Source organism: Terriglobus sp., from assembly GCF_965201105.1.
Taxonomy (GTDB): Bacteria; Acidobacteriota; Terriglobia; order Terriglobales; family Acidobacteriaceae; genus Terriglobus.
Genome location: NZ_OZ241741.1, coordinates 529,675 through 551,443, shown reverse-complemented (window position 1 = coordinate 551,443; position 21,769 = coordinate 529,675). Strand labels below are relative to the sequence as shown.

The 21,769-nt window shown below is 62.6% G+C and carries 20 protein-coding genes; 8 read left to right on the top strand and 12 right to left on the bottom strand.

Translation table 11 applies throughout. From position 1 onward, the window contains the following. The first annotated feature begins 7 nt into the window (after nt 1–7). From ACOFKT_RS02425 to ribF, 4 genes are read left to right on the top strand one after another with little or no spacing between them, the layout of a single operon-like run. Nucleotides 8–1,012: a YgfZ/GcvT domain-containing protein gene (locus tag ACOFKT_RS02425; RefSeq protein ID WP_419805845.1), complete on the top strand. Its 1,005-nt coding sequence runs from the start codon at nt 8–10 to the stop codon at nt 1,010–1,012. Nucleotides 1,013–1,058: 46 nt separating this feature from the next. Beyond that, nucleotides 1,059–1,847 carry a DUF1844 domain-containing protein gene (locus tag ACOFKT_RS02420; protein ID WP_419805844.1) on the top strand — a complete coding sequence of 263 codons (789 nt, stop codon included), beginning with the start codon at nt 1,059–1,061 and terminating at the stop codon, nt 1,845–1,847. 9 nt (nt 1,848–1,856) lie between these two features. Next, complete coding sequence (locus ACOFKT_RS02415) at nt 1,857–2,642, top strand: MBL fold metallo-hydrolase (protein ID WP_419805843.1); 786 nt, start codon at nt 1,857–1,859, stop codon at nt 2,640–2,642. Continuing rightward, nucleotides 2,639–3,646 carry a bifunctional riboflavin kinase/FMN adenylyltransferase gene (gene ribF / locus ACOFKT_RS02410; RefSeq protein WP_419805842.1) on the top strand — a complete coding sequence of 336 codons (1,008 nt, stop codon included), beginning with the start codon at nt 2,639–2,641 and terminating at the stop codon, nt 3,644–3,646. The genes ACOFKT_RS02415 and ribF overlap by 4 nt, the downstream gene beginning before the upstream one ends. A gap of 168 nt (nt 3,647–3,814) precedes the next feature. Here ribF and ACOFKT_RS02405 read toward each other — a convergent pair whose 3' ends face one another. Then, on the bottom strand, nt 3,815–6,496 hold the full coding sequence (locus ACOFKT_RS02405; protein ID WP_419805841.1) for a PBP1A family penicillin-binding protein: 2,682 nt from the start codon (nt 6,494–6,496) through the stop codon (nt 3,815–3,817). Between the two features lie 101 nt (nt 6,497–6,597). Between ACOFKT_RS02405 and ACOFKT_RS02400 the strand changes: the two genes are divergently transcribed. After that, entirely contained in the window at nt 6,598–7,059 is a 462-nt protein-coding gene (locus ACOFKT_RS02400) for a ribosomal protein L7/L12 (RefSeq protein ID WP_419805840.1), read from the top strand. A gap of 11 nt (nt 7,060–7,070) precedes the next feature. On the opposite strand, the gene ACOFKT_RS02395 is transcribed toward ACOFKT_RS02400, so the two are convergent. The 7 genes from ACOFKT_RS02395 to ACOFKT_RS02365 form a co-directional block, all read right to left on the bottom strand. Beyond that, nucleotides 7,071–7,478, bottom strand: a complete 408-nt coding sequence (locus tag ACOFKT_RS02395; protein ID WP_419807084.1) for a helix-turn-helix domain-containing protein — start codon at nt 7,476–7,478, stop codon at nt 7,071–7,073. Nucleotides 7,479–7,653: 175 nt separating this feature from the next. After that, nucleotides 7,654–8,190, bottom strand: coding sequence for a GNAT family N-acetyltransferase (locus ACOFKT_RS02390; protein WP_419805839.1), 537 nt, complete (start codon nt 8,188–8,190; stop codon nt 7,654–7,656). A gap of 61 nt (nt 8,191–8,251) precedes the next feature. Further along, nucleotides 8,252–8,911, bottom strand: coding sequence for an HAD-IA family hydrolase (locus ACOFKT_RS02385; RefSeq protein WP_419805838.1), 660 nt, complete (start codon nt 8,909–8,911; stop codon nt 8,252–8,254). A 135-nt stretch (nt 8,912–9,046) separates the two neighbouring features. Beyond that, nucleotides 9,047–9,871 (bottom strand): hypothetical protein, encoded by an 825-nt coding sequence (locus ACOFKT_RS02380; protein WP_419805837.1) that lies wholly within the window; start codon nt 9,869–9,871, stop codon nt 9,047–9,049. A 279-nt stretch (nt 9,872–10,150) separates the two neighbouring features. Next, nucleotides 10,151–11,629: a phosphoglucomutase/phosphomannomutase family protein gene (locus ACOFKT_RS02375; RefSeq protein ID WP_419805836.1), complete on the bottom strand. Its 1,479-nt coding sequence runs from the start codon at nt 11,627–11,629 to the stop codon at nt 10,151–10,153. An 88-nt stretch (nt 11,630–11,717) separates the two neighbouring features. Further along, on the bottom strand, nt 11,718–12,851 hold the full coding sequence (locus ACOFKT_RS02370; RefSeq protein WP_419805835.1) for a mannose-1-phosphate guanylyltransferase: 1,134 nt from the start codon (nt 12,849–12,851) through the stop codon (nt 11,718–11,720). Nucleotides 12,852–12,920: 69 nt separating this feature from the next. After that, nucleotides 12,921–14,114: a pyridoxal phosphate-dependent aminotransferase gene (locus ACOFKT_RS02365; RefSeq protein WP_419805834.1), complete on the bottom strand. Its 1,194-nt coding sequence runs from the start codon at nt 14,112–14,114 to the stop codon at nt 12,921–12,923. Nucleotides 14,115–14,207: 93 nt separating this feature from the next. On the opposite strand from ACOFKT_RS02365, the gene ACOFKT_RS02360 reads away from it, so the two are divergent. Further along, entirely contained in the window at nt 14,208–14,852 is a 645-nt protein-coding gene (locus ACOFKT_RS02360) for a hypothetical protein (RefSeq protein ID WP_419805833.1), read from the top strand. Here the strand turns inward: ACOFKT_RS02360 and coaD are convergent. From coaD to ACOFKT_RS02340, 4 genes are all read right to left on the bottom strand, one after another. Continuing rightward, nucleotides 14,849–15,370, bottom strand: coding sequence for a pantetheine-phosphate adenylyltransferase (coaD, locus tag ACOFKT_RS02355; protein WP_419805832.1), 522 nt, complete (start codon nt 15,368–15,370; stop codon nt 14,849–14,851). The genes ACOFKT_RS02360 and coaD overlap by 4 nt on opposite strands. Nucleotides 15,371–15,415: 45 nt before the next feature. Next, nucleotides 15,416–17,086 (bottom strand): M28 family peptidase, encoded by a 1,671-nt coding sequence (locus tag ACOFKT_RS02350; RefSeq protein ID WP_419805831.1) that lies wholly within the window; start codon nt 17,084–17,086, stop codon nt 15,416–15,418. A gap of 52 nt (nt 17,087–17,138) precedes the next feature. Next, the gene (locus ACOFKT_RS02345; protein WP_419805830.1) at nt 17,139–17,909 is read right to left on the bottom strand and encodes a YqjF family protein; all 771 of its coding nucleotides are present in this window, start codon (nt 17,907–17,909) and stop codon (nt 17,139–17,141) included. Between the two features lie 67 nt (nt 17,910–17,976). After that, nucleotides 17,977–18,714 (bottom strand): 3-keto-disaccharide hydrolase, encoded by a 738-nt coding sequence (locus ACOFKT_RS02340; RefSeq protein WP_419805829.1) that lies wholly within the window; start codon nt 18,712–18,714, stop codon nt 17,977–17,979. Between the two features lie 32 nt (nt 18,715–18,746). Here ACOFKT_RS02340 and ACOFKT_RS02335 point away from each other — a divergent pair, with 32 nt between their 5' ends. Then, on the top strand, nt 18,747–20,471 hold the full coding sequence (locus tag ACOFKT_RS02335) for an FAD-dependent thymidylate synthase (protein ID WP_419805828.1): 1,725 nt from the start codon (nt 18,747–18,749) through the stop codon (nt 20,469–20,471). A 114-nt stretch (nt 20,472–20,585) separates the two neighbouring features. Continuing rightward, on the top strand, nt 20,586–21,665 hold the full coding sequence (gene recA, locus ACOFKT_RS02330; protein WP_419805827.1) for a recombinase RecA: 1,080 nt from the start codon (nt 20,586–20,588) through the stop codon (nt 21,663–21,665). Nucleotides 21,666–21,769 lie beyond the last annotated feature (104 nt).

Here is a 21,769-nt window from a genome sequence, read left to right as displayed (position 1 = left end):
ATTTGCCGTGACGACGGACGCCATGCTGACGGGGACAGAGGGACTGCACGCATTGCGCACGGCCGCGGGCTGGGCTCCGCTGACTGATGTGGGCTGGATTGCGGTCTTGGGAAACGACCGCGTGCGCTGGTTGAACGGCATGGTGACCAACAGCGTGCAAGCGCTGCAGGTGGGCGACGGCGCGTACACCTTTCTGCTGAATGCGCAGGGGCGCATCCAGGGCGATGCAACCGTCTGGTGCTCCAGCGAAGACCTCTTGCTGCTGGAAACGGACCTTTCGCAGTTGCAGCCGATGATGGAGCTGCTTGACCGCTTTATCATCATGGACGATGTGGAGTTGCGTGAGTTTCGCGACGACTGGAAGGGTGTGCGTATCGCCGGGCCCGACGCGTCTGCACTGCTGGCGAAGCTGGACCTGCCTGCGCCCACGGGTGCACTGGCCAAGCACACTGGGCTGCATTGGCGGGGCTACACGCTGACCCTGATCCGTGCTTACAGTCCCTTGGTGCCGCGCTTCGAGGTGTGGTCGCGTGATGCGGGCGCAATTGCGGAGCTTGCGGCGGCATTGCGGCAGGGCGGCACGCAGGACGTGAGCCCAGAAAGCTTCGAGTTGCTGCGCATGCTGGAGGGAATCCCGCGGTATGGCATCGACATTCGCGATAAGGACTTGCCGCAGGAAACGGCACAAACACGCGCTCTGCACTTCAGCAAGGGATGCTACCTGGGGCAGGAGATCGTGGAGCGCATTCGATCGCGTGGACAGGTGCACCGCACGTTTGCGCAGTTTGCCTTGACCGGCGACGTACCTTCGCCAGGGGCTGAACTCTCGTCGGACGGTAAGCCGGTGGGCGTGCTGACGAGCGTAGCCGCGGAGCCCGTGGACGGTACGCGGCTGGCGCTTGGCTATCTGCGGCGCGAGGCGCTGGAACGCAGGCTACCGCTGTCCTACGAAGGCGGCACCGCAACGGCGCGCGTGGAAGCGCCGGGAGCCAACGCTGCATCCAACGCTTGAGATTTCGCGACAAACGCGTTTTACGCCCGGGAAGGACACCACCATCATGGCCGAGCAGGACAAGCCATTTGTAATTAACGACCGCCGCAAGTTTCGCACAGACGGCGAGTTGCGCGAGCCCGCGCCGGAGCGCGCGGCAGAGACAACCGGTCAGCCCGCGTCCAACTTTTCTGGTGTCGAGCAGGCAGAAGGCGGCAAGGTCGTCTCGATCGCAAATGCCGCGGCGCAGCATGAGCACGTTGACCGCCCGCGCGGCACAGACCGTTCCGCCGAACCGATCCCATTCCAGTCGCACATGGTGACGCCAGAGCCGGTGACAGGCGAGAATGCGGCCGGTGCGCTGGACGATGAAGATTTAACAGAAGTCGGCGACGAGAACCTGCCACCGCCGCCCACCGCGGAAGAGGTGGAGCAGGTAAAACGCGCCTATGACAGCACGGCCGAACGGCTGGAAACGGTGATGCGCGCGTCGAACCCGGGCGGCGAGCACCTGCCGCCGATGGATTTCAGCAGGCTTGTGCAATCCGTGTACATGAGCGCCATGGTGCAGATGGGAGCGGGCACGCCACAGGGTGAGCAGGCGCGCGTAGACCTGATGGGCGCAAAGCAGAGCATCGACATGCTGGGCACGATCGCGGAGAAGTCTGCGGGCAACCTGGACAGCCGCGAGCAGTTGTTGATTGATTCCGCGCTGTTTGAGTTGCGCATGGGATTTCTGGAGATCACGCAATTGCTGGCGCGGCAGGCGGCGTCGCGGCAGCAAGGTACGCCGGGAGCCCCGGGCTTTGGCGGACCGGGCGCGCCGGGCGGCGGTGGGCCGCGCATCGTTTCGTAGCGGACGACATTGGACGCGACCCTCACCTTTCTCGGCACAGGCACCAGCATGGGCGTGCCGACGCTTGGCTGCGATTGCGCTGTGTGCACATCCAACGATGCGCGCAATGTGCGCTTGCGATCGTCGATCGCGCTCAAGTACGGCGGGCACGTGGTGCTGATCGATACCGGACCGGACTTCCGCCAGCAGATGCTTTGCAGCGGACTGCGGCGCGTGGATGCGGTGCTGTACACGCATGGGCACGCCGATCACGTGCTAGGCTTCGACGATCTGCGCCCGCTGACATTTGGGCGCAGCGAGGCGGTCCCGGTCTATGCGGATGATCCGACGGCGGATGTGCTGGAGCGCGTGTTTGAGTACACCTTTCGCAAGGTGGATCGATACCCGACCAGTGCGCGCGTCGCTCTGCACCGGTTGAGCGCGGAGCCGGGCACGACGGTTCCACTCTTCGGCGCCGCGTTTGAACGCATCCCACTCATTCATGGGCGTCACAGCATCGGCGGCTACCGTTTCGGCGACGCGGCATACCTGACGGACATGAGTGACATTCCCGAAGCGAGCTTCTCGCGTCTTCGCAACCTGGACGTGGTGGTGCTGGATGCCTTGCGCCGCGAGCCGCACCCGAGCCACAGCCACCTGGAAAACAGCGTGCGCATCGCGGAGAAGATCGGCGCCAAGCGCACGTACTTCACGCACATTGCGCATGAGATGGACCACGCTGAGGTGGAAGCGGAGCTACCTTCACACATCCGCCCGGCACACGACGGTCTGCGACTGGAGTTTCGCATCGCATGATCACGGCTCTGGCAAACTTTGCGATAGAAAGCGCGTCGTGTTCCGTGTTCCGCAGCGTGGATGCGGTGCCCTCGGGATTCGGTCCCAGCGTGGTCACGGTGGGCAATTTTGATGGCGTGCACTGCGGGCATCGGCGCGTCATTGCTGAGGTTGTGGCTCGTGCGCGCGCATTGCACGCCCGGGCAGTCCTGGTCACGCTCGATCCGCATCCGGCATTGTTGCTGCGGCCTGACAAGGCGCCGAAGCTGATCACGCCTACGCCCGAAAAACTACCGTTGCTGCGCAAAACAGGGCTGGATGCCGTGCTGGTAATTCCCTTCACCGTCGATTTGGCACGGACAAGTGCACGCGAGTTCGCCGCGACCGTACTGCGCGACCGCTTGCACGCAGTCGAGGTCTACGAGGGCGAGAACTTCCGCTTCGGTTATCAAGCCGAAGCGGACATTGCCGGATTGAGTGAATTGGGGCGTGAGCTCGGCTTCCGCGTAGAGGCATTCCGTCCGGTCGAGATTGCGCGCGGCGTCGTATCGTCGTCGCGCATTCGCCAGGCAATCGCCGCCGGTGACCTGACTACGGCACGGCACCTGTTGGGCCGCAGCTTTGCGGTGCAAAGCACACCGGCGCGCGGCCGCGGGTACGGCACACAATACGCCGTACCGACGATCAATCTGGCACCGCACCCTGAGCTGCTGCCCGGCAACGGCGTGTATGTGACGGAGATGCGCATCGGCGCGGGCGACGCTGCTGTGACCTTTGAGGGTGTGACGAACGTGGGCAACCGGCCCACCTTTGGCGAGGACAGCTTTGCGGTGGAAAGCTTTCTGTTCCGATTTCGGCCCATCGCTCTGGACGAGACCACACCCATCGAACTTACGTTCTTGAAGCGGTTGCGCGAAGAACGCAAGTGGCCCTCGCCGGAGGCGCTGAAGGCGCAGATCGGGCTGGATGTGAAGCGCGCGGAGCGATGGTTTGCGTTGCGGCGCGTGCTTGCTGGTGCAAGGTGACGAGACCTACGGCCGTGTTGCGCTTACACACGGAAGCAGGTTGTTGGCTCCGCTCGGAATTACGCTCTTCTGATCCGGAAGTGTAGCGCGGAACCAACACTGACCCGCCATCGCGCCCAGGCACATCGCAGGAACTGGTGATCAAGACGCGAGCCATGAACCTTTCTACTACGGGGGCGGCGCGGCGCCTGGCCGCTGTGTACGCGACGGCGTTTGCGGGCGTGCGGAGGTAGACCGCGGGCCTGGTGTCGCGGTGTCGGCAGACGCTGGAGGCGTGTACGGCCGGTACGGCCCGAGCGGCGAGGCGACCATGCCGGAGCGCGGCGCGGTAGCGGGCGTTGCTGACAAAGGAGTCCGCACGATCGGCACCGCAGCGGCAGGGGCGGGCGCAGCTGTTGTATCCGCCGGAGCCGCGTCTTCGGGCGCGGCGTCGGCGGGAGCGGCGTCAGGCATGGGCACCGGTGCGGCTGGCGCGGACGACTTGGGCGCGCTGTCGTTGTTGTCGTCCGAATCGTCGGTGTCTTCGTCTTTCTTCGGTGCCGGCGTGCTGGCGGTGCTGTTGTCGGTCGCGACCTCAAGCTGCTTCTTCAACGCGCCACTTGGGAACTGCTCGTTCGGAGTGCGCGCGATGGCGGCCTTCATAAAGGTGATCCAGGCCGGCAGAGCGGCGCGGGCGCCCTGCTCTTTTTCGCCCAGTGTCTGGCGGTTGTCGTAACCGATCCACGTGCCGCAGGTGACGGAGGGTGAAAATCCGAGAAACCACGCGTCCGTGAAGTTATTGGTGGTGCCCGTCTTACCGCCGAGCGGGTGCTTCAGTTCTGCACCTGCGCGTGCAGCAGTGCCAAACGTCGGCACCGCTTTCAGAAGGACCATCATCGCGCGCGCCGTTTCCACGCTGATCACTTCCTTCGCGCGTGCCGCGTTCGAGCGCAACGGCACACCATCGGCCTGCACGACGCGACGGATCACATGCGGCTCCAGACGGATGCCATCATTCGGGAAGACTGCGTAGGCGGCAACCTGTTCATTGAGCGTGAGTGACGCGGAGCCGAGCGCGACGGGCAGAAACGGTGGAATCGTTTCCGTGATCCCGAAGCGGTGCGCGACCTCGATGACCTTCCGGATGCCGACCTTGTTCGCAAGCTTCAGCGCAGGGATGTTGCGGGACTGCGCAAAGGCGGAGACCAGGCTCATGCTGCCGGCGTAGTTGGGCTCGTAATTGTGCGGCGTGTACGGCCCAGACGGCGTGTAGAAGCTGGTGGGCGCGTCGACAATGGTGTCGAACGGCTTTGCCCCGGCCTCAATGGCAGCGGTGTACACGTACGGCTTGAAAGACGAGCCGACCTGGCGCTCTGCCTGAGTAGCTCGATTGAACTGCGACAAATTGAAGTCGCGGCCGCCAACCATGGCGAGCACTTCGCCGTTGGAATTGTCCATCGCCATCATGCTGGCCTGCGCGCCTGAGTCCTGCTGCAGCGAGGCGTGCATGGTGCCTGTGGCCGGCGCATCTTCGATGCGAACGTAAATGATGTCACCACGCTGCAGAAAACGGTCGGCATTCTCTGTCGTCCACGCCCAGTCCTTGGGCAGGATCTCTGCATAGCGCTTGCCGATGCGCACCAGCACATGGCGCGCGTTCACGTCCATGACGACGGCATGGGCATAGCCGCCATTTGCCGGAGCGTCGACCCAATCGGGATGCGCATAAGTGTCCAGATCCTGGCCCTGCGCGAGCACGTTTTGCAGCTTGCCTTTCCAGCCATGGCGGCGCTCGTAATCGGCCAGGTTGTCGAGCACTGCCTTCTCAGCCACCTGCTGCAGGTCCAGGTCGAGCGTGGTGTACACCCGCATGCCAGCGCCGTGCACCTGGTCGCTGCCATACTCCTGCTCCAATTGGCGGCGCACCTCTTCTACAAAGTAGGGTGCGACGGAGACGGGTGGCGTTTCGATGTGCAGACCAAGCGGCGCGCCGGCGGCCTGCTGGTAGGCCTCCTGGGTGATCTTGCCGTCCTTGAGCATCTCGCTCAAAACAAGATTGCGGCGCTTCAGCGCACGGTCCGGGTGCCGAATCGGCGAGTAGCCGTTCGGGTTCTTCGGCAGGCCGGCAAGCAGCGCTGCCTCGGCGAGAGAAAGATCGTGGACGTGCTTTGAAAAGTAATGCTCGCTGCCTGCCTCGAAACCGTAGTTGCCGCTGCCCAGGTAAATCTGGTTGCTGTACAGCGTGAAGATCTGTTCCTTGGTGAAGTGCCGCTCGATTTGAATCGACAGCAACACTTCCTGCAGCTTGCGCGTGAACGTCTGCTCAAACGACAAAAACAGATTCCGCGAAAGCTGCATGGTCAGCGTGGACGCGCCCTGCCGCCGGCCCTTGCTGCGGATGTCTACGATGGCAGCGCCAACGGCACGGAAGAGGTTGATGCCGGCGTTGCTGTCGAAACTCTTGTCTTCGATGGACACGATGGCGTCGTGCAGGACGGGCGGGATGTCCTGGTAAGTGACGATGACACGCTTTTCCAGGGCGAACGAGCCGAAGGTGCGACCGTGCACGTCCAGCAGTTCCGTGGTGGTGCTGGGGCGGTAGTGCTCCAGGTCTTCAATCTGCGGCAGGTCGGTGACGGACACCAGCATGAGCCCGGCCAGGGAGCCGAAGATCGCAGACACCCCCAGGAGGCTCAGGAAAATAGCGCGGCGCGCCTTCCTGCGTGTCGGAAACCACTGGTACCAGCGCTCGCGCAGGCTATAGGGCAGCCATGCCGGCACATAGCCCCGGTCTGCCGCAGGCCGGGTCGGTCGGCCGTCACCGCCGCGGCGGGTTTCAGTGTCGGGGTCGCGGGTGGGAAGCGTGGCCACGGCAAAGCTTACGGTATCACGCAGCGCGCGCAAAAGGCCGGGAAAAGGACGGGCGACCCCGGCCTATGGGCCGCACTCTAACGCGAGAACGGGGGCGAGAGATGGGCGTAACGCTTTGGATCGTGGTGGCTTTTGCGCTGGGCGTGCTGTTTGGACGGCTAACAGCGCGCGGGTCGGCCGGCAACGCGGGTGGTCCAACCGGTATCGGTTCCGCCACTGGTCCCATCCAGAGCTCTGGACGGCAGTTCGGCCCGGGTGCGCCGGCACAGGTGGCAGGGAATCCCAATGGTGCCTATCGCCTCACACTGGTCGACTCTGGCCCCAACAAGATCAACACGATCAAGGCTGTGCGTTCCGTCACCCGGCTCGACCTGAAGGGGGCCAAGGACCTGGTGGATAGCGCTCCTAGCGAGATCACCCGAGTGGATTCCGCGGAGCAGGCGCAGGCGATTGTGCGTGCGTTCCAGGGTGTTGCGACGGTGCGGCTGGATGGCCCGGCCGGCGGCACTGCCCAACCAGAGTATGGCTACGCGCCATCGGGCGGATCGCAGCCCTACAACTAAATTCGGACCGCTTAGACCAGCGCCGTCTGCGAGAACTTTTTCACCATGGCCAACAGCAGCTTGCGGTCGGAGTCCGTCAGGTGTGCGGCGTAGCGCTGAACCTGGGTCAGAAATCGAATGTCGTCCTCACTCAGCGAGAGCGAATTCAAATCGCGCGCAATTGTTTCTTCGGCAAAGAACTGGCTCAGCGGAAGGCCAAGCGCACCGGCAATCTTCTGCAGAGTGTCCAGTGATGGGACGGTGTGGCCGTTCTCCACGCGCGAAAGGTAGCAGCGCAGCAGGCCGGTGCGTTTCTCTACGTCGCCCTGCGACATGCCTTTTTGCAGCCGGTATCCGCGGATTGTCGAACCAATATTCATCGCGGCAGGTACCGGTGTTTCCTCCGGCGGGACGCTCCGCGCCGGAAACATCATGTGCATGTCAGCCATTGACCGTAAAGTAACGACGGGACCTGGCACTGGCAAGAACAATCGTCGCAATTCGGGTGCTTGGAACCTATGCGGATGCGTGTCGAACCTGAGCCTTGCTGAGGTGGTGACGCGCAGTTGCCATCCGCCGGTTGCGCTGACAGTTGGTGCTGTGTGTACCAGAAGATTACTCCAGAGCGAGCCGGAAGAAGGCGAACCCACGGCCTTCATTCTCGTTGTAGCGTGCTGTCGGCTCAAACCCGAGCGAGCGATACAGGCGCACAGCTTCAGGCATTGCGTCCGGCAGCGTGTCCAGCAGCAGTTCGCGCGCGCCACGCTCACGTGCCCACGTCGCGCATGCTTGAATGAGGGCGCGCCCCGCGCCGCGTCCACGCGCCTCGGGCAGCACGTACAAGCGCTTCATCTCCACGGCATCATTGGGCGATTTCAATTGCGTCACCGCCGCGCACCCAACGATCTGTTCGCCCGCGAACGCCAGCAGCAAGCATGCGGTGCTGTCGCGATAACGCGTTGCGAGACCATTCAGTTCCGGCGCACGATCCTTTGTGCGGATTTCCGGCGGAACGGATGGATCGGTGCGCAGAGACTCGAAATACCGCGTAAAGAGGTGTTGAGCAGCGGGCAGATCCTTCGGCCAGCGAGCCACGCGGACACGCACGGCCACAAGATCAGGCCGGGCAGACGTTTTCGTTTCGTCGATCATAGGCAGGCACCCCGCCGCTCAATGCCATCCCTAAGACTCTCCGCAAAGCCGCCATGACTTCTCACGGCAGCTTTTCCAAAGAAAGCCTGAGTCCATCTGCAGTTGGCCTGGCCTGTACGTCTCGCAAGCTGCGCACCTGCCATGTGGCATGCGCGAGTTCGTGAGCCTGATGGGTTCCCAGCACGCCCAGAACACGGCATCCGGCGGCGAGACCGGCGGAGACTCCCGCAGGCGCGTCCTCCACGACAATGCAGTCGGCCGGATCGAAGCCTAGGATTTCCGCGCCTTTGCGATAGGGCTCGGGATCGGGTTTGCCGTTGGTCACATCGTCCGCGGCAATGATGCGCTCGGGCGCAGGCAGACCGGCGACGCGCAGGCGTTCGAGCATCAGGCGGCGCGTGGCGCTGGTCACCACCGTCCAGCGGTCCTTCGGCAGGCTATCCAGCAGTTCGGGCACGCCGTCCAGCACCTTCAAGTCGTCCGTGTCCGCCATCTCGATGTCTTCGATCAGTCGAAGGCCTTCTTCAGCATCGATGTCGGGCTTCACCTGGCGAACGATCTCGATGGCGCGAGTGCCGTGCGGGATCTCAAACGTCTCGGCGCCGGGTACGCCGTAGTGGCGGCACCAGGCGCGCCAGGAGCGACGGACAGAGCCGATCGACGAGATGAGGACACCATCCATATCAAACAGCAGGCCGCGCGTGGTGACAGTTTCTTGCATGTGAAGACGATTCTAGTGAGTCGCGCTGAATCTTTCTTGTGCTCGCGATGGCGGCAGAGATCGACAAGGCCGCCGCAGCGGTCGACGCACTCTCAGTACTTACCTCAGAGTGCGTCGCACGCGCGTATTGCTGGATTAAAAGCGGTAGAAAAAACCGGCGCTTGGCATTGCCTGGTGTACATAGGCGTTGCTGCGCAGGTTGGCCTGGTAGAAGTCCGGCGCCTTGTAGAACAGGCTGTGCTCTTCGATTCGCAGGCCGAAGTTCTTGGCGCGCTTCGAGGTGATATCAAAGCCAATATTGGCCATGTACGCACCGCGCCACTGATCGCCAATGGTGTTGTTCAAGCCGCTGCCGTTCGGCGGCTGCACGCGCGATGACTTGAAGTACACACCGCCGCCACCCAGCACGACAAACGGTTGGATCCACGGTGTCTTGATGTGGAACACGTAGCCGGCAGTGGCCTCATGCTGCTGGATTGGCTGGTAGCCCACGAAGGGCTGCGTTTGTGAGAAGCGGTAGTGCTCGGTGTACTTCTGGTAGCCGTAGTCGAACTCAATGCCCGCCCACGATACTGGGTGCTCGCGAACGCTGGCGAGAAAGCCTGCATCGAAGCTTTGACCGACCGTGGTTGGGCCTTGTTCGTCAATGTTCTGCTGAAGACGCCCGGTAGCAAGACCCGCAAGATCGAAGCCATGCGTGTGCCAGTAACTATGGCTCTCGACCGGCGTGGCGTAACCAGCACTGCCATAGCCCTGCTGCTGTGGGGGTGTTGCCTCTAAAGGCGCAGGTGCGTCGACCGCGGTGCTGCTGCTGTACGAAGCGGATGCGATCGGTGTGTTGCTGGCCAGCTGAAGCTGTTGCGGGGCCGCTTGTGCAAGGGCACCCTGCACCGGCACGGCCATGCAGCCTGCCGCGGTGATGGCCAACGCCAGGCGCTGCATGTGTGTCGTCTGTCTCATCTTTTCTCCTTCAAATCCCGTTCTGCAGACGCAACAGGGCGTTTGCTTTGCAATGCAAAGCATCTTTTGCAACAGCCCTTGTTGCATCGTTTTCGATTGGACGTGACTCGGAGGAGCGCGGCACGTGTCATACCGCGACAGCCAGAGGGGTTGCCAGGAGACACGGCTGGCGTGCGCGCAAAGCTGCAACACAGCAAGGTGTCCGCGCGTCATTCTGCCTCAAGCAAAAAGGTCGCAGGAATCTGTGTTGCGCGATCTGGTTCGGGACAGCGGTCCGCTTCAGCCCTGCAACACGAACTGCTCCGCGGCTTTCAGGATGCGGTCGACATTGCTTGGCGAAGAGCTCTCGCAATACACACGCAACAGGGGTTCCGTGCCGCTGGCGCGCAGCAGCAGCCAGGTCTCCGCCGGGGCCGGTCTGCTGCCCTGCCTGGCCATGTCCTCCGGAATCGCGAGAAAGAATTTAAAGCCGTCCAGGTCCTCGGTGCGCAGCACCTGAAAGCTAGCGATCTCCGTCAGGCCGCTGGAAGCGCGCTGAATGGCAGACTGCTTCAACCGATCGTCAATGTGCATGTCGATGCGGCCGTAATGATGCTCACCGAACTCGGCCTGCAGCGAGGCGACCAGTTCGCCAAGCGTCTTCTTTTCATCCGCCATCACGTTGGCGATCAGCAACGCGTTCAGAATGCCGTCGCGCTCGGGCAGATGCTTGCTGATGCCAACACCACCAGACTCCTCGCCACCAATCAGGATGTCCTCCGAAAGCATCAGGTCGCATACGTACTTGAAGCCGATGCCGTGCTCGTAGAGCTTGCGGCCGTACTTGGCGGCGATGCGGTCGAGCATCTTGGTGGTGTTAAATGCGCGGGTAACGCCTCCGGGCCACTGCTTGCGTTCCAGCAGCCATCGCAGCAGGATGGCATAAATTTTGTGGGCGTCGACCACATTACCGTGCTCATCGACAGACCCGATGCGGTCCGCATCGCCATCGGTGATCAGGCCCGCGTCGCACTTTTCCGCAACGACGCGTTCCTGCGTGAGCGCGATGTGCGGCAGAATAGGTTCCGGATTGATGCCCGGAAATGCAGGGTTGTGCTCGGCGCGAATCTCCACTGCGGGGACGCCCGCGCGATAGAAGATGCCCTTTAGCACTCCCGCTCCGGCGCCATACATGCTGTCGATCAGGAAGCGGTAGCCGGATGCCTCAATTGCCTTCAGGTCGGCAAAGGCTTCGACCGCGGCGATGTATTCCGGCAAGAAATTAACGCTGGTGATTGCCGCAGGTTGCGCGGCTTTCGGAAGCTCGGCACCCAGGTACTGCTCAATCTGCTTGATAATGCCGGGTGACCCAGAGCCGCCGTAGCTGGCCTTGTACTTCACACCGTTCCACTGCGCGGGATTGTGCGAAGACGTGATCATGACACCGCCCGCCGCGCCGCGGTGACGTACACCGTAGCTCAACGCGGGCGTCGGTGTTACGTCCTGCGCAAGCTGCACGGGAATGCCAGCGCCGGCCAGCACATCCGCAATCACCTGTGCGAACTGCGGCGAGCCGAAGCGAGTGTCAAAGCCGATGCAGACACCCTTGCTGGCGTCTTCATGGTGCAGCACATAGTTCGCGATTGCGGCGGCGGCAACGCGCACATTGCTGTACGTGAAGTCGTCGGCGATAATGCCTCGCCAGCCATCCGTTCCGAATTTGACGGCGGTTTGCGGAGCGGATGCGGTCGAAGAATTGGGCGCGGTCGTGGTCGTCATAAGCCAGCACCGATTATCCGACAGTGCCTGCGGGAAAGGAACTGGAAATCTGTCTCCCAGTGACGCAAGTTTACGGTTTTGGGAAGGCTTACACCAGTTCGTGACGCGAGTGCTTGACCAGTTCCTTGACCACGCGGCCTACCTCCTGCGAGTGGGCGCGGGTGGTGACAAGCAGCGCGTCATCTGTCTGTACCACGACCAGATCCTTCACGCCGAGCAGCGCCACGGTCAGCCCCGGTGCGTAGACGTAGTTACCGCTGGCATCCAGCTGCAACGGCGCGCTGGAGGACTCGATGACATTGTTGTTTCCAATATCCTCAATGTGCTGCAGGTAGTGCTCGTGCAGCGCACTCCAGCTGCCCAGGTCGTTCCAGCCGAAGTCGGCGGGCAGGCAATAGATATTGCTCTTGCCCTCGCCCTTGAAAGAACGTGATTCCAGGATCGCGAAGTCGATGCTGATGTTTTCGATGTTGGGGTAATGCTCCGCGAACACGCGATCAAAGTCGGGCGTGTCGTAGGCATTCGCAATGGCTTCGATGGGCGGCAGCATCGACGGGCAGTGCTCGCGGAAGGCGTTGAGCAGGGTCTGCGCCGACCACAGAAAAATACCACTGTTCCACGTGTAATTGCCGGCCGAAATGAACTTGCGCGCATGCGCGAAATCAGGCTTCTCGGTGAAGCGGCGAACGGTGTGCACCTCGGGTGCGCTGTCGCCGAAGTTCGCCGAGGCGCCCTCTTCGATGTAGCCGTAGCCGGTTTCGGCCCGCGTGGGCGGCACGCCGAGAACGACAATGTTCTCGCCGGCAGCCGCAACGCAAATGGCTTGCTGCATGCGTTCGATGAATTTGGCCTCATCGATGACAACGTGATCAGAGGGAAAGATGCCGAGCACTGTTTGTGGATTGCGCTTGGCAAGCAGGGCCGCCGCAAGCAGGCATGCCGGAGCGGTATTGCGGGCGGCAGGTTCGCGCAGGATGCGATCGGCAAGCACACCTGGTAGCTGCTGCTGGATCGTATCTGCGAGCAGGTCATTTGTGATGACCACAAACTGATCGTCTGCAGCCAGGGGGCGCAGACGATCCACCGTTTGCTGGATCATCGTATCTTCGCCAGACAGCGCCAACACCTGCTTGGCGCGTGCCTTGCGCGAACGGGGCCAGAAGCGGGTACCACTGCCGCCGGCCAGGATAACGGGAACGAATTCGGGCTGCTGCTTCATCATGGCTGAACAAGTTGGAGTGTAGCCAACTTACGGCAGACAGGTAACTGCCGAAGCCTACCGGAAATACAGCTATCGTAGAGATCCAAAGAACGATTGCATACGTTTTATCCCTTCATTCACCACATTTGAAGACACCGCGTATGAGAGCCGGATATGCTGCGCGGTGCCAAAGGGCTCACCCGGAACGCAGACCACGTGTGCCTCACTCAGCAGGCGCGCGGCGATGTCGGACGCAGTTTGCACGCCGCCCTTGCCAAAAAAAGCGCTTACATTCGGGTACACATAAAACGCGCCCTGGGGCACGGTGCAGGTAAGTCCCGGGATCGATTTGAAACCTTCCAGCACCTTGTCGCGGATTTCGAGATATCCGGCGCGCATCTCGGCCACGCACTGCTGTGATCCGGTGAGTGCGGCGATGGAGGCATGCTGCACCACGGTGTTCGTATTGCTGGTCGATTGCGACTGCAGCTTATTCATGGCGCTGATGACCGGCTTCGGCCCCAGCGCAAAACCTGCGCGCCAACCGGTCATGGCATAACTCTTTGACAGCGACCCGAGCACCACGATGTGCTCCTTGCACTCTGTCACACTGGCACCTGACACGGGCTCGCTATCAAAGCAAAGATAGACATAACACTCATCGAGCAGCGCATAGATCCCGCGCTCATGCGCGAGGCGCACGATGTTCTGCAGATCCTCTTTCGCGATGATGGCGCCGCTCGGATTTGACGGAGAGTTAAGAATGATGGCGCGCGTCTTCGGTGTGATCGCGGCCTCGATCATGGTGGCGGTCACGCGAAAGTTGTCGGCTTCACTCGTCTCCACAAAGACCGGCGTGCCGCCTGCGAACTGGATAATGTCCTTGTAGCTGACCCACGCGGGCACGGGCACGATGACCTCATCCCCATGTTCGACCAGCACTTCGATCGCGTTGAACAGCGCCAGTTTGCCGCCCGTGGTGAACACACATTCCTCCGGTGTGTAGTCCGTGCCGAAGTCGGCAGCGTGCCTATCCACAATCGCGCGTCGAATCTCTGGAATACCGGCGACGGCGGTGTAGCGCGTGTAGTTCCTCTCAATCGCCTCAATGGCGGCCCGCTTGATATGTTCCGGCGTGCTGAAGTGCGGCTCCCCAGCGCCGAAATCCGCCAGATCGACGCCCTGCGACTTGAGCCGCAGCGCCTCCGCGGTGATGGCCATGGTGGCCGAAACCTCAATGCGGCGAATGCGTTCGGAAAGCGTGAGCGATGCGGGCATACCCATAGTTTCGCAGATGGTGCACCTTGGCGCGCGCTCGAAATGTAGGTGGTGCAGATTGCATTTTCTGCCGGGGACCTCCCGCGCATCCAACCCACCATGCAACTGATGCAACGCAGTGATGCACTTCGCACCGTTCGGTCCGCGATCCGCAATTACCAGAGCGAGCCCTCGGCGTTTCGCGAAGGCAACGACGCTGAGCAGGCGTTGTTGCGCTGCCTGCTGTACTTCCTGATTCCCATGTGGACCGCGGCCGGAGTCGCCGATTGGCTCTGGCACAAGCAAACGGACATCGAGCACACCTCCGGCATTGAGGAAAGCCTGATCCACATGCTGATGTTTGCGGAAGCGGGTCTGCCGCTGTTTATGGGGCTGGCGCTCGAGATCAACGCGGGCGTACTTCTGCTCATGCTTGGGGCGCTGGGCGCACACGAGGCGACGGCGTTCTGGGACGTGCATTACGCCGAACAGCGCCGCTCCGTGACGGAACGCGAGCAGCACACACACAGCTTTTTGGAAGTGCTACCCTTCGCCGCAGTCGGTATGGCCGCCTGCCTCCACTGGGGCCAAGCAAGAGCCCTGTTTGGCGCGGGTGAGGAGAAACCGGACTTCCGGCCACGGCTGAAGAAAAAGCGCCTGCCGCTCGGCTACCTGCTCGGCGTGGCAGGCATCATGGTCGCGGGCATCGCAGTGCCTTACGGCAATGAGCTGTGGCGCTGCTGGAAGGCGCGCAAGACCGCTTAGGTGCTGGCCCCAGTCTCCGGCTGCGCGATATTTGCCGGCACCTTCGTGCGCAGCCGCTCCATCACTGCCGGCGGCACCAGCGAGTTGATGTCGCCGCCAAGCTGAAACACACCTTTAATCAGCCGCGACGACACATAGGTGTACTTCTCTGCTGGCTGCATAAAGACGGTCTCAAGCTGCGGATCGAGCTTCCGGTTCATCATCGCCATTTGGAATTCATACTCGTAGTCGCTCACGGCGCGAATGCCTCGCAGCACCGCCGTCGCACCCTGCTGCCGTGCAAAGTCCACCAGCAAACCATCAAACGTGGCGACACTCACGTTGCCGAAGGGCTGTGTGATTTCCGCCAGCATTTCCGCGCGCTCCTGCGTCGTGAACAACGGCACGCCCTTGCTGGAATTGCGCAGCACCGCAACGATGAGCCGGTCAAAGATACGAGACCCGCGCATGCACAGATCGAGATGCCCGTTGGTTGGCGGGTCAAACGTTCCGGGATAAATCGCAGTCACATGCGGCACGGCTGTTCCCTGTTCCCTGTTCCCTGTTCCCTGTTCCCTGAAACGCTATCTCGTTCCTTCGCTGCGCTTGCGCGCCGCTTCAAACTCGTCACCCGGCTGCCACGCTGTGGTGCCGCGTTGTTGCATTGCGAGCCAACCCAGTTCGAAGCCGAAACGCGCCATACGCGCGTCTCCGCGGAAGTCCATCGAGTCCTCATATCTGTCGGCAGGCTGGTGGTAGCGCTCGGCCGTGTACTGCTCCTCCTGCTGCTTGCCCCAGGCGTCGTCGTGATCGCGAAACAACGTGCCCTCGCCCACGGAAAAGGCGGGAACGCCTACGCGGGCCAGCGAAAAGTGATCCGACCGATAGTAGTGGCCCGCGGTCGGAAACTGGTCGGGTTGCAGCGTGAGTCCTTCCTTCGCTGCCAACGCCTGCACCAGCGGGTACACGGTCGTTCGCTCGGCACCGTGCACGGTCGCGCTGCGCACGTCTCCTACGGGCAAAAGCGCGTCATAATTCAGGTCAAGCTGCATGTCCCGCGCCGGCGTGGGCGGATGCATGCCTAAGTATTGCGATCCAAGCAGTCCCTGCTCCTCTGCCGTAACCGCAGCAAAGTACACATCGTGCGGTGGCACGGCTTTCTTCTCAGCAAAGGCGCGCGCCAATTCCAGCACAATCGCCGTACCCGTACCGTTGTCATTCGCCCCGTGGAACACCGGATCGCCCTGCCGCGCACGATCGATTCCGAAATGGTCCCAGTGACCGGTATAAAGGACTGCGCCGCCGGGCGCCGCGCCGGCAACCTTGCCGACCACATTGGCCGAGTCGTACTCGCGCACCTTGCTGACCACGTGCGCCTGCAACTTCACCGGCAGCGCAATCGCCTTAAAGCCACGCCGGTCGCTCGCCGCGATTGCCTCGTCGGCGGTCATCCCAACACTGGCCAGTAGCTTGTCCGCCACCGAGTGCTGAATCCAGCTCGCGGCTTCAAGGCGAGCATTCGGATCTCCGCGCAGGTAGCTGTGCTCCCCCGACCATGAGTTCTGCACTACCTGCCAGCCATAGCTGGCCAGGTCGGTCCGATGAATGATCAGCGCTCCCACTGCGCCGTGGCGGCCTGCCTCTTCGAACTTGTAGGTCCAGCGGCCGTAATACGTCAGCGCCTCGCTCTGGAAAAATTTCGCATCGGTCGAGGGCGGCTCGTTCACCACGATCAGCACAACCTTGCCGCGCACATCCGCACCCGCGTAGTCGTCCCAGCCGTATTCGGGTGCAACGATCCCGTGGCCGACAAACACGATGGGCGCGTCGATGTCGGCAGTGGCTGTGTGGGTCTGGTTATTTACGACAAAATCCGAGCCAAAGGAAAGGATCACCGGCTCCGTCATCTTCGATCCACTTTGCGGTACAAAGCGAAAGTGCGTCTCCGCCGCAACCGGCATCACGCCGACCAGCGGCACAGCCTGCACAAACGTGCCGTGGTCGCCCGCGGGCTGCACGCCGTATCGCTTGAACTGCTCGACCAGGTACGCGGTCGTCTTCTCGCCGCCGGGCTGGCCGGGGCCGCGTCCTTCGTAAGCGTCGCTGCTCAGCAGCTTCACATGGGCGCGCAGGCGCTCCGGGTCGATGCTGTTCGCTTCAGCCTGCGCGGCGGCAGGCACTGTGGTCTGTTGCGCGCCGGCAACCGCGGCCAGCATCAGCGAAGAAGCAAGAAGAACGACACGACCGGCGCGCATGCGGCAAACCTCAAAGGGCGAAAGTGCGGAAGACACACCGAGTGTACGGCAGTCATGGTGCAGGGCTGACCGGCGGGCGCGGTCGCACCGGCCGAATTGTCCATGCCTGCATGTGCACCTCGGGCGCATAGTGCAGCACGGGTGGGCGCTCCGGAAGCGTGAAGCCGAAGGCGCCGGGCAGGCCATTCTGCTCGAACTCTGCCTCTGCGTTTTCCAGCGGCCAGGGGCCGTGGTGAATCTCGCCCGCCTGCACCGCGCCAAGATAGCGCGTGAAGAAGGCATAGCGCTCCGTCAAAAAGCGGCGCAGATCATCCTGCTCACTCGGCCTGCCGAGCGAGCGATAGCTTGCAACAAAATCGGCAGCGCGCCCGATGCGCCGGTGCGAGGTGTAGCGCACCGTGCTTCCCTGCTGCTCAAAGCGCATCCGCGCCCAGAAGTACGGCAGACCAAACGCAACCCGCGCGCCGAGCACGGCCAGCAGCGACCCTGCGTCCAATGAAAAGAAGTACACGCCGGCCCGGCCGTCCGGCGCAACCACATAGGTGCGCAAATTTAGTTCCGGAAAGGCGCGCGCGCTCGGCACGCCGGCCGAGTGCTGACCGACGGTGCGGAACCGCACCTGATCCATCAGAAACGGAACAACACCGAGCCAGGCCCATCCGTCAAAAGTGTCCACGCGCAGCCCGCGAGGCAGTTGCTGCTGCACTGCATCCGCCGGCATCGGCCAATGCGCGAACAACAGCCGCGACCAGCGTTGGCGCAACCGCCAGGGACGCTGCGGCATGGGCCACGGCCGATGGTCGTTGTTAGCGAAGTCAATCACGCCTGTACAGATGCACAGAAACGGGCCAGGGCTGAAGTATCACTCCAACCCGCCACAAAGGACGAGTTCATTGCACCGGTAGCTCGCGAACCTTGATGTTGCGAAAATGCACCGTGTCACCGTGATCTTGCAGCAGAATGCGCCCGCTGCCCGCATCCGCGAAACCGGCGAAATGCGTGAACTTACTCTGCGCAAAAGCCGCCTTGAACTCGGGCGAGTTCCGGTCATACTCCAGCACCTTGACGCCATTCAACCAGTGCTCGCCGTGGTTGCCCCGCACCACGATGCGCGCGGTATTCCAAACGCCGGGACCCCGATACGCGCCCGCCGTGTGCGACGGCAGAATGTCATACAGCGACGCGGTTTTGCGATTGCCATTGTGGCCCAGCTTCGCGTCGGGATGCTTGTCGTCGTCTAGGATCTGGTACTCAAACCCGAGCTGGTGGTCGTGCGCCGCGGCATTGACCTGATCGTTTACAAAGTACTTCACGCCGCTATTGCCGCCCGGCTCGATATTAAAGTCGACCATCAGCTCGAAATCACTGAACGTGCGGTCAGACACGATGTCGCCCTGATGATGCGGGCTCTTCTGCAGCGTCAGCACACCGTCCTGAATCTGCAGGCCGCTCACGGGCGCGCCGGTCGCCGCCACATGCCACCCCTTCAGGTCGGTACCGTTGAACAGCGGCTGCCACCCTTGTTTCTGCCCGGCGGGCGTGGCCGGATTACCCTGCGCGTGAACGGCCGGGCAGACAAGGGCCGCGGCAAGCGCGACGGCGGCGAAAACCGTGGAAAAAGCTCTCATGCCGAATGAGTCTACGCGCTATGCTTGGGTGCATGCCCGACAGTTTGCCCGACGCCCCACCCGCCGGGAGCACCGCCGCGACTGCCCAGCCTGCCGCGACCGAGGTCTACGCCATTCACGGCGCCGACCCGGAGGTACTGGCCTACGCCATGGCCAAGTACTCGCGCAGCGCGCTCACCCTGCGCGAATCGCTCAAGGAAATCAGTGCGCAGCGCGCCGAGCAATTCCTGAACACCTTTTACTTTCAATATGGGCACCGCTCCATCGCGGACCTGGCGCACGTCGCCTTTGCCGTGGAACGGCTCAGCCTTCTGGCCGCCATCGCACTCGTCGATGAGCCGCGCTGGGATGGCCAGGAGCGCTCCACGCGCTATCAGGATTTTCGTAAGTCCGGCTACTACACGCCCCCATTCGCGGACGAATCACAGCGTGCGCTCTATGCCGAGACCATCGCGCACCTGTTCGACAGCTACCAGGCCATGGGTGCGGGCATGCTGGACGAGTTGAAGCAGCACACGCCCAGGCCCGCCACCATGGACGAGGCGGCCTATACCCGCACCCTACGCGCGCGTGCCTTTGACATGGCGCGCTACCTGCTCCCGCTGGCGACAAATACCTCGCTGGGCCAGATCACCAACGCGCGCACGCTGGAGCAGCAGATCGCGCGGCTGCTGGGCAGTGACTACGGCGAGGTGCGTGATCTAGGCGAGCGGTTACGCGACGCGGCAAGCGGTGTGGCATGGGACCCCTCCGGCGACGCGCGCCAGGTAAAGGTCGCGCCCACGCTGGTCAAGTACACGGCACCGAGTTACTTTGCCGCGCAAAGCAAAGCGGCGCTGACTGAGGCGGCACGCGATCTGATGGGCAACGCTCCCATCCAGTCGATGCCCGCGGACTTGCCCAACGTCGAGCTGATCGCCACGCCTCCGGGCGAACGGCTGTCGCTGGAAATCGATCTCGCCACGTCGCTGCTGTATCCACACACGCACTTCCGCTATGCGCAATTGCGCGAGGTCGTCTGCGCCCTGCCGGAAGCCCGCATCCTGGAGCTGGTTGCCCTGGGCACGGCGCACCGCGGCAAGCACGACGATCTGCCGCGCGCCTACGCCGCAGCCAACGGCCTGCGCTTCGACATCCTGATGGATGTGGGCGGCTTTCGCGACATGCACCGGCACCGGCGCTGCACACAGTTGCTGCAGGACTACACCGCCGCGCATGGGTATGACACGCCCGACTTTCCCGGCCAGCCCGCAGTCAGCACTTCCTCAGTCGCTGGCATCTTCGCGGAGGCGATCGCGCGCGCCGACGAAGGCTATGGCGCTCTCGGCGGTAGCCCCTTTGGCACAATCGCGCAGGCACTTGACGCGACATCGGATCCAAAGCTGCGCGCGCACTCCAACGCTGGCGTACCGGTGCCGCAGTTCCAGGCCAACGGTGCTCTGCAAATGAGCTGGGGCAAGCCGTTGGAACCGCCACCTACGCTCGATGCCAGAGGCGCACCAGGGCAGACGAACCGCCCCGTTCCCCCGGATGCCGCCTACGTTCTTCCGCTGGCGACGCGGTGCCGTTCCCTCTTCACCATGGACTTTGCCCAGGCCGTGTACATGAGCGAGTTGCGCTCAACGCCTGCCGGGCATTGGAGCTATCGCAATGTCGCCTGGCAGATGTTTCAAGCGGTCCAGCGGCAGTACCCTGGCCTGGCGCAGCATTTCCGCACGCGCGACCCGCACGAAACCGTAGACTTGCTGCAGCGATAGCACCTTTGTGGCAGCCCTTCCCCCACGAACGGGTGGCCTCACATTCGCCTTTTCTTTGCTTTTCCTCCCGCGCAGGTGCTACGATTCTGACAGGATTGCGAGGTTTGTAACGGCATGGCAGACGATCGCGGCAGAGCCATAGAGCTGGCACTGGCCGGCATTGAAAAGCAGTTTGGCAAAGGTTCCATCATGAAGCTGGGGGCGAAGGACGCCATCGTTCCCATCTCCGTCATCTCCACCGGATCCATCAGCTTCGACGCGGCTCTGGGCGTGGGCGGCGTGCCACGCGGACGCGTGGTCGAGATCTACGGTCCAGAGTCCTCCGGTAAGACGACGATCACGCTACAAATCGTCGCAGAAGCGCAAAAGCTGGGCGGTATCTGCGCCTTTGTGGACGCCGAGCACGCGCTCGATCCTGTCTATGCGCGCAAACTCGGCGTCGACACGGACAACCTGCTCATCTCCCAGCCGGACTACGGCGAGCAGGCGCTTGAGATCACCGAGGCACTCGTTCGCTCCGGCGCGATCGACGTGCTGGTGGTCGACTCCGTTGCTGCGCTTGTACCCAAGGCCGAACTCGACGGCGAAATGGGTGACTCGCACGTGGGCCTGCAGGCACGCCTCATGTCACAGGCGCTCCGCAAGCTGACCGGCACCGTCTCCAAGTCGCGCACCTGCCTGATCTTCATCAATCAGATCCGCGAAAAGATCGGCGTCATGTTCGGCAACCCGGAAACCACAACCGGCGGCCGTGCGCTTAAGTTCTACTCGTCCGTACGCGTGGACATCCGCCGTATCGGCGCAGTGAAAGAGGGCGACGTCGTCGTCGGCTCGCGCACCAAGACCAAAATCGTAAAGAACAAGGTCGCTGCGCCGTTCCGCGAGGCCGAGTTCGACATCCTGTACGGCGAAGGCATCAGCAAGGAAGGCGACGTACTCGACTTGGCAGTGCTGCAGAATATCGTGGACAAGAGCGGTGCCTGGTACAGCTATCAGGGCGAGCGCATCGGTCAAGGTCGCGAGAACGTCCGCAACTTCCTAAAAAACAATCGCGAAGTCTTCGAGCGCATGAATGCGGAACTGCGCGAAAAAATGAAAATCGGTACCAATGCTCCGGCTCCCATTCCGGAGGCTCCTTCGGATGGCGAAGCCAAGGCCGTGGAAGCCGTGGGTGGCCGCAAGGCTCGCGGCTAGCTCCTGTCACTGCGAAGGAGGGGCAAGGCTCCGGCCTTGCCCATTCACGTTCTGTGGGCTCACCCAGCTCTGACCAGGCGCGCGTTCGTATACTGTTCACCGAA

Excerpts from the sequence above, each read along its gene's own strand:
- ACOFKT_RS02375 (WP_419805836.1), bottom strand. The coding sequence starts at position 11,629 with ATGACGACCACGACCGCGCCCAATTCTTCGACCGCATCCGCTCCGCAA.
- ACOFKT_RS02380 (WP_419805837.1), bottom strand. The coding sequence starts at position 9,871 with ATGAGACAGACGACACACATGCAGCGCCTGGCGTTGGCCATCACCGCG.
- ACOFKT_RS02360 (WP_419805833.1), top strand. The coding sequence starts at position 14,208 with ATGCAACTGATGCAACGCAGTGATGCACTTCGCACCGTTCGGTCCGCG.
- ACOFKT_RS02340 (WP_419805829.1), bottom strand. The coding sequence starts at position 18,714 with ATGAGAGCTTTTTCCACGGTTTTCGCCGCCGTCGCGCTTGCCGCGGCC.
- ACOFKT_RS02365 (WP_419805834.1), bottom strand. The coding sequence starts at position 14,114 with ATGGGTATGCCCGCATCGCTCACGCTTTCCGAACGCATTCGCCGCATT.
- ACOFKT_RS02390 (WP_419805839.1), bottom strand. The coding sequence starts at position 8,190 with ATGATCGACGAAACGAAAACGTCTGCCCGGCCTGATCTTGTGGCCGTG.
- ACOFKT_RS02420 (WP_419805844.1), top strand. The coding sequence starts at position 1,059 with ATGGCCGAGCAGGACAAGCCATTTGTAATTAACGACCGCCGCAAGTTT.
- ACOFKT_RS02400 (WP_419805840.1), top strand. The coding sequence starts at position 6,598 with ATGGGCGTAACGCTTTGGATCGTGGTGGCTTTTGCGCTGGGCGTGCTG.
- recA (WP_419805827.1), top strand. The coding sequence starts at position 20,586 with ATGGCAGACGATCGCGGCAGAGCCATAGAGCTGGCACTGGCCGGCATT.
- ACOFKT_RS02385 (WP_419805838.1), bottom strand. The coding sequence starts at position 8,911 with ATGCAAGAAACTGTCACCACGCGCGGCCTGCTGTTTGATATGGATGGT.
- ACOFKT_RS02335 (WP_419805828.1), top strand. The coding sequence starts at position 18,747 with ATGCCCGACAGTTTGCCCGACGCCCCACCCGCCGGGAGCACCGCCGCG.
- ACOFKT_RS02370 (WP_419805835.1), bottom strand. The coding sequence starts at position 12,851 with ATGATGAAGCAGCAGCCCGAATTCGTTCCCGTTATCCTGGCCGGCGGC.
- ribF (WP_419805842.1), top strand. The coding sequence starts at position 2,639 with ATGATCACGGCTCTGGCAAACTTTGCGATAGAAAGCGCGTCGTGTTCC.
- ACOFKT_RS02350 (WP_419805831.1), bottom strand. The coding sequence starts at position 17,086 with ATGCGCGCCGGTCGTGTCGTTCTTCTTGCTTCTTCGCTGATGCTGGCC.
- ACOFKT_RS02395 (WP_419807084.1), bottom strand. The coding sequence starts at position 7,478 with ATGCACATGATGTTTCCGGCGCGGAGCGTCCCGCCGGAGGAAACACCG.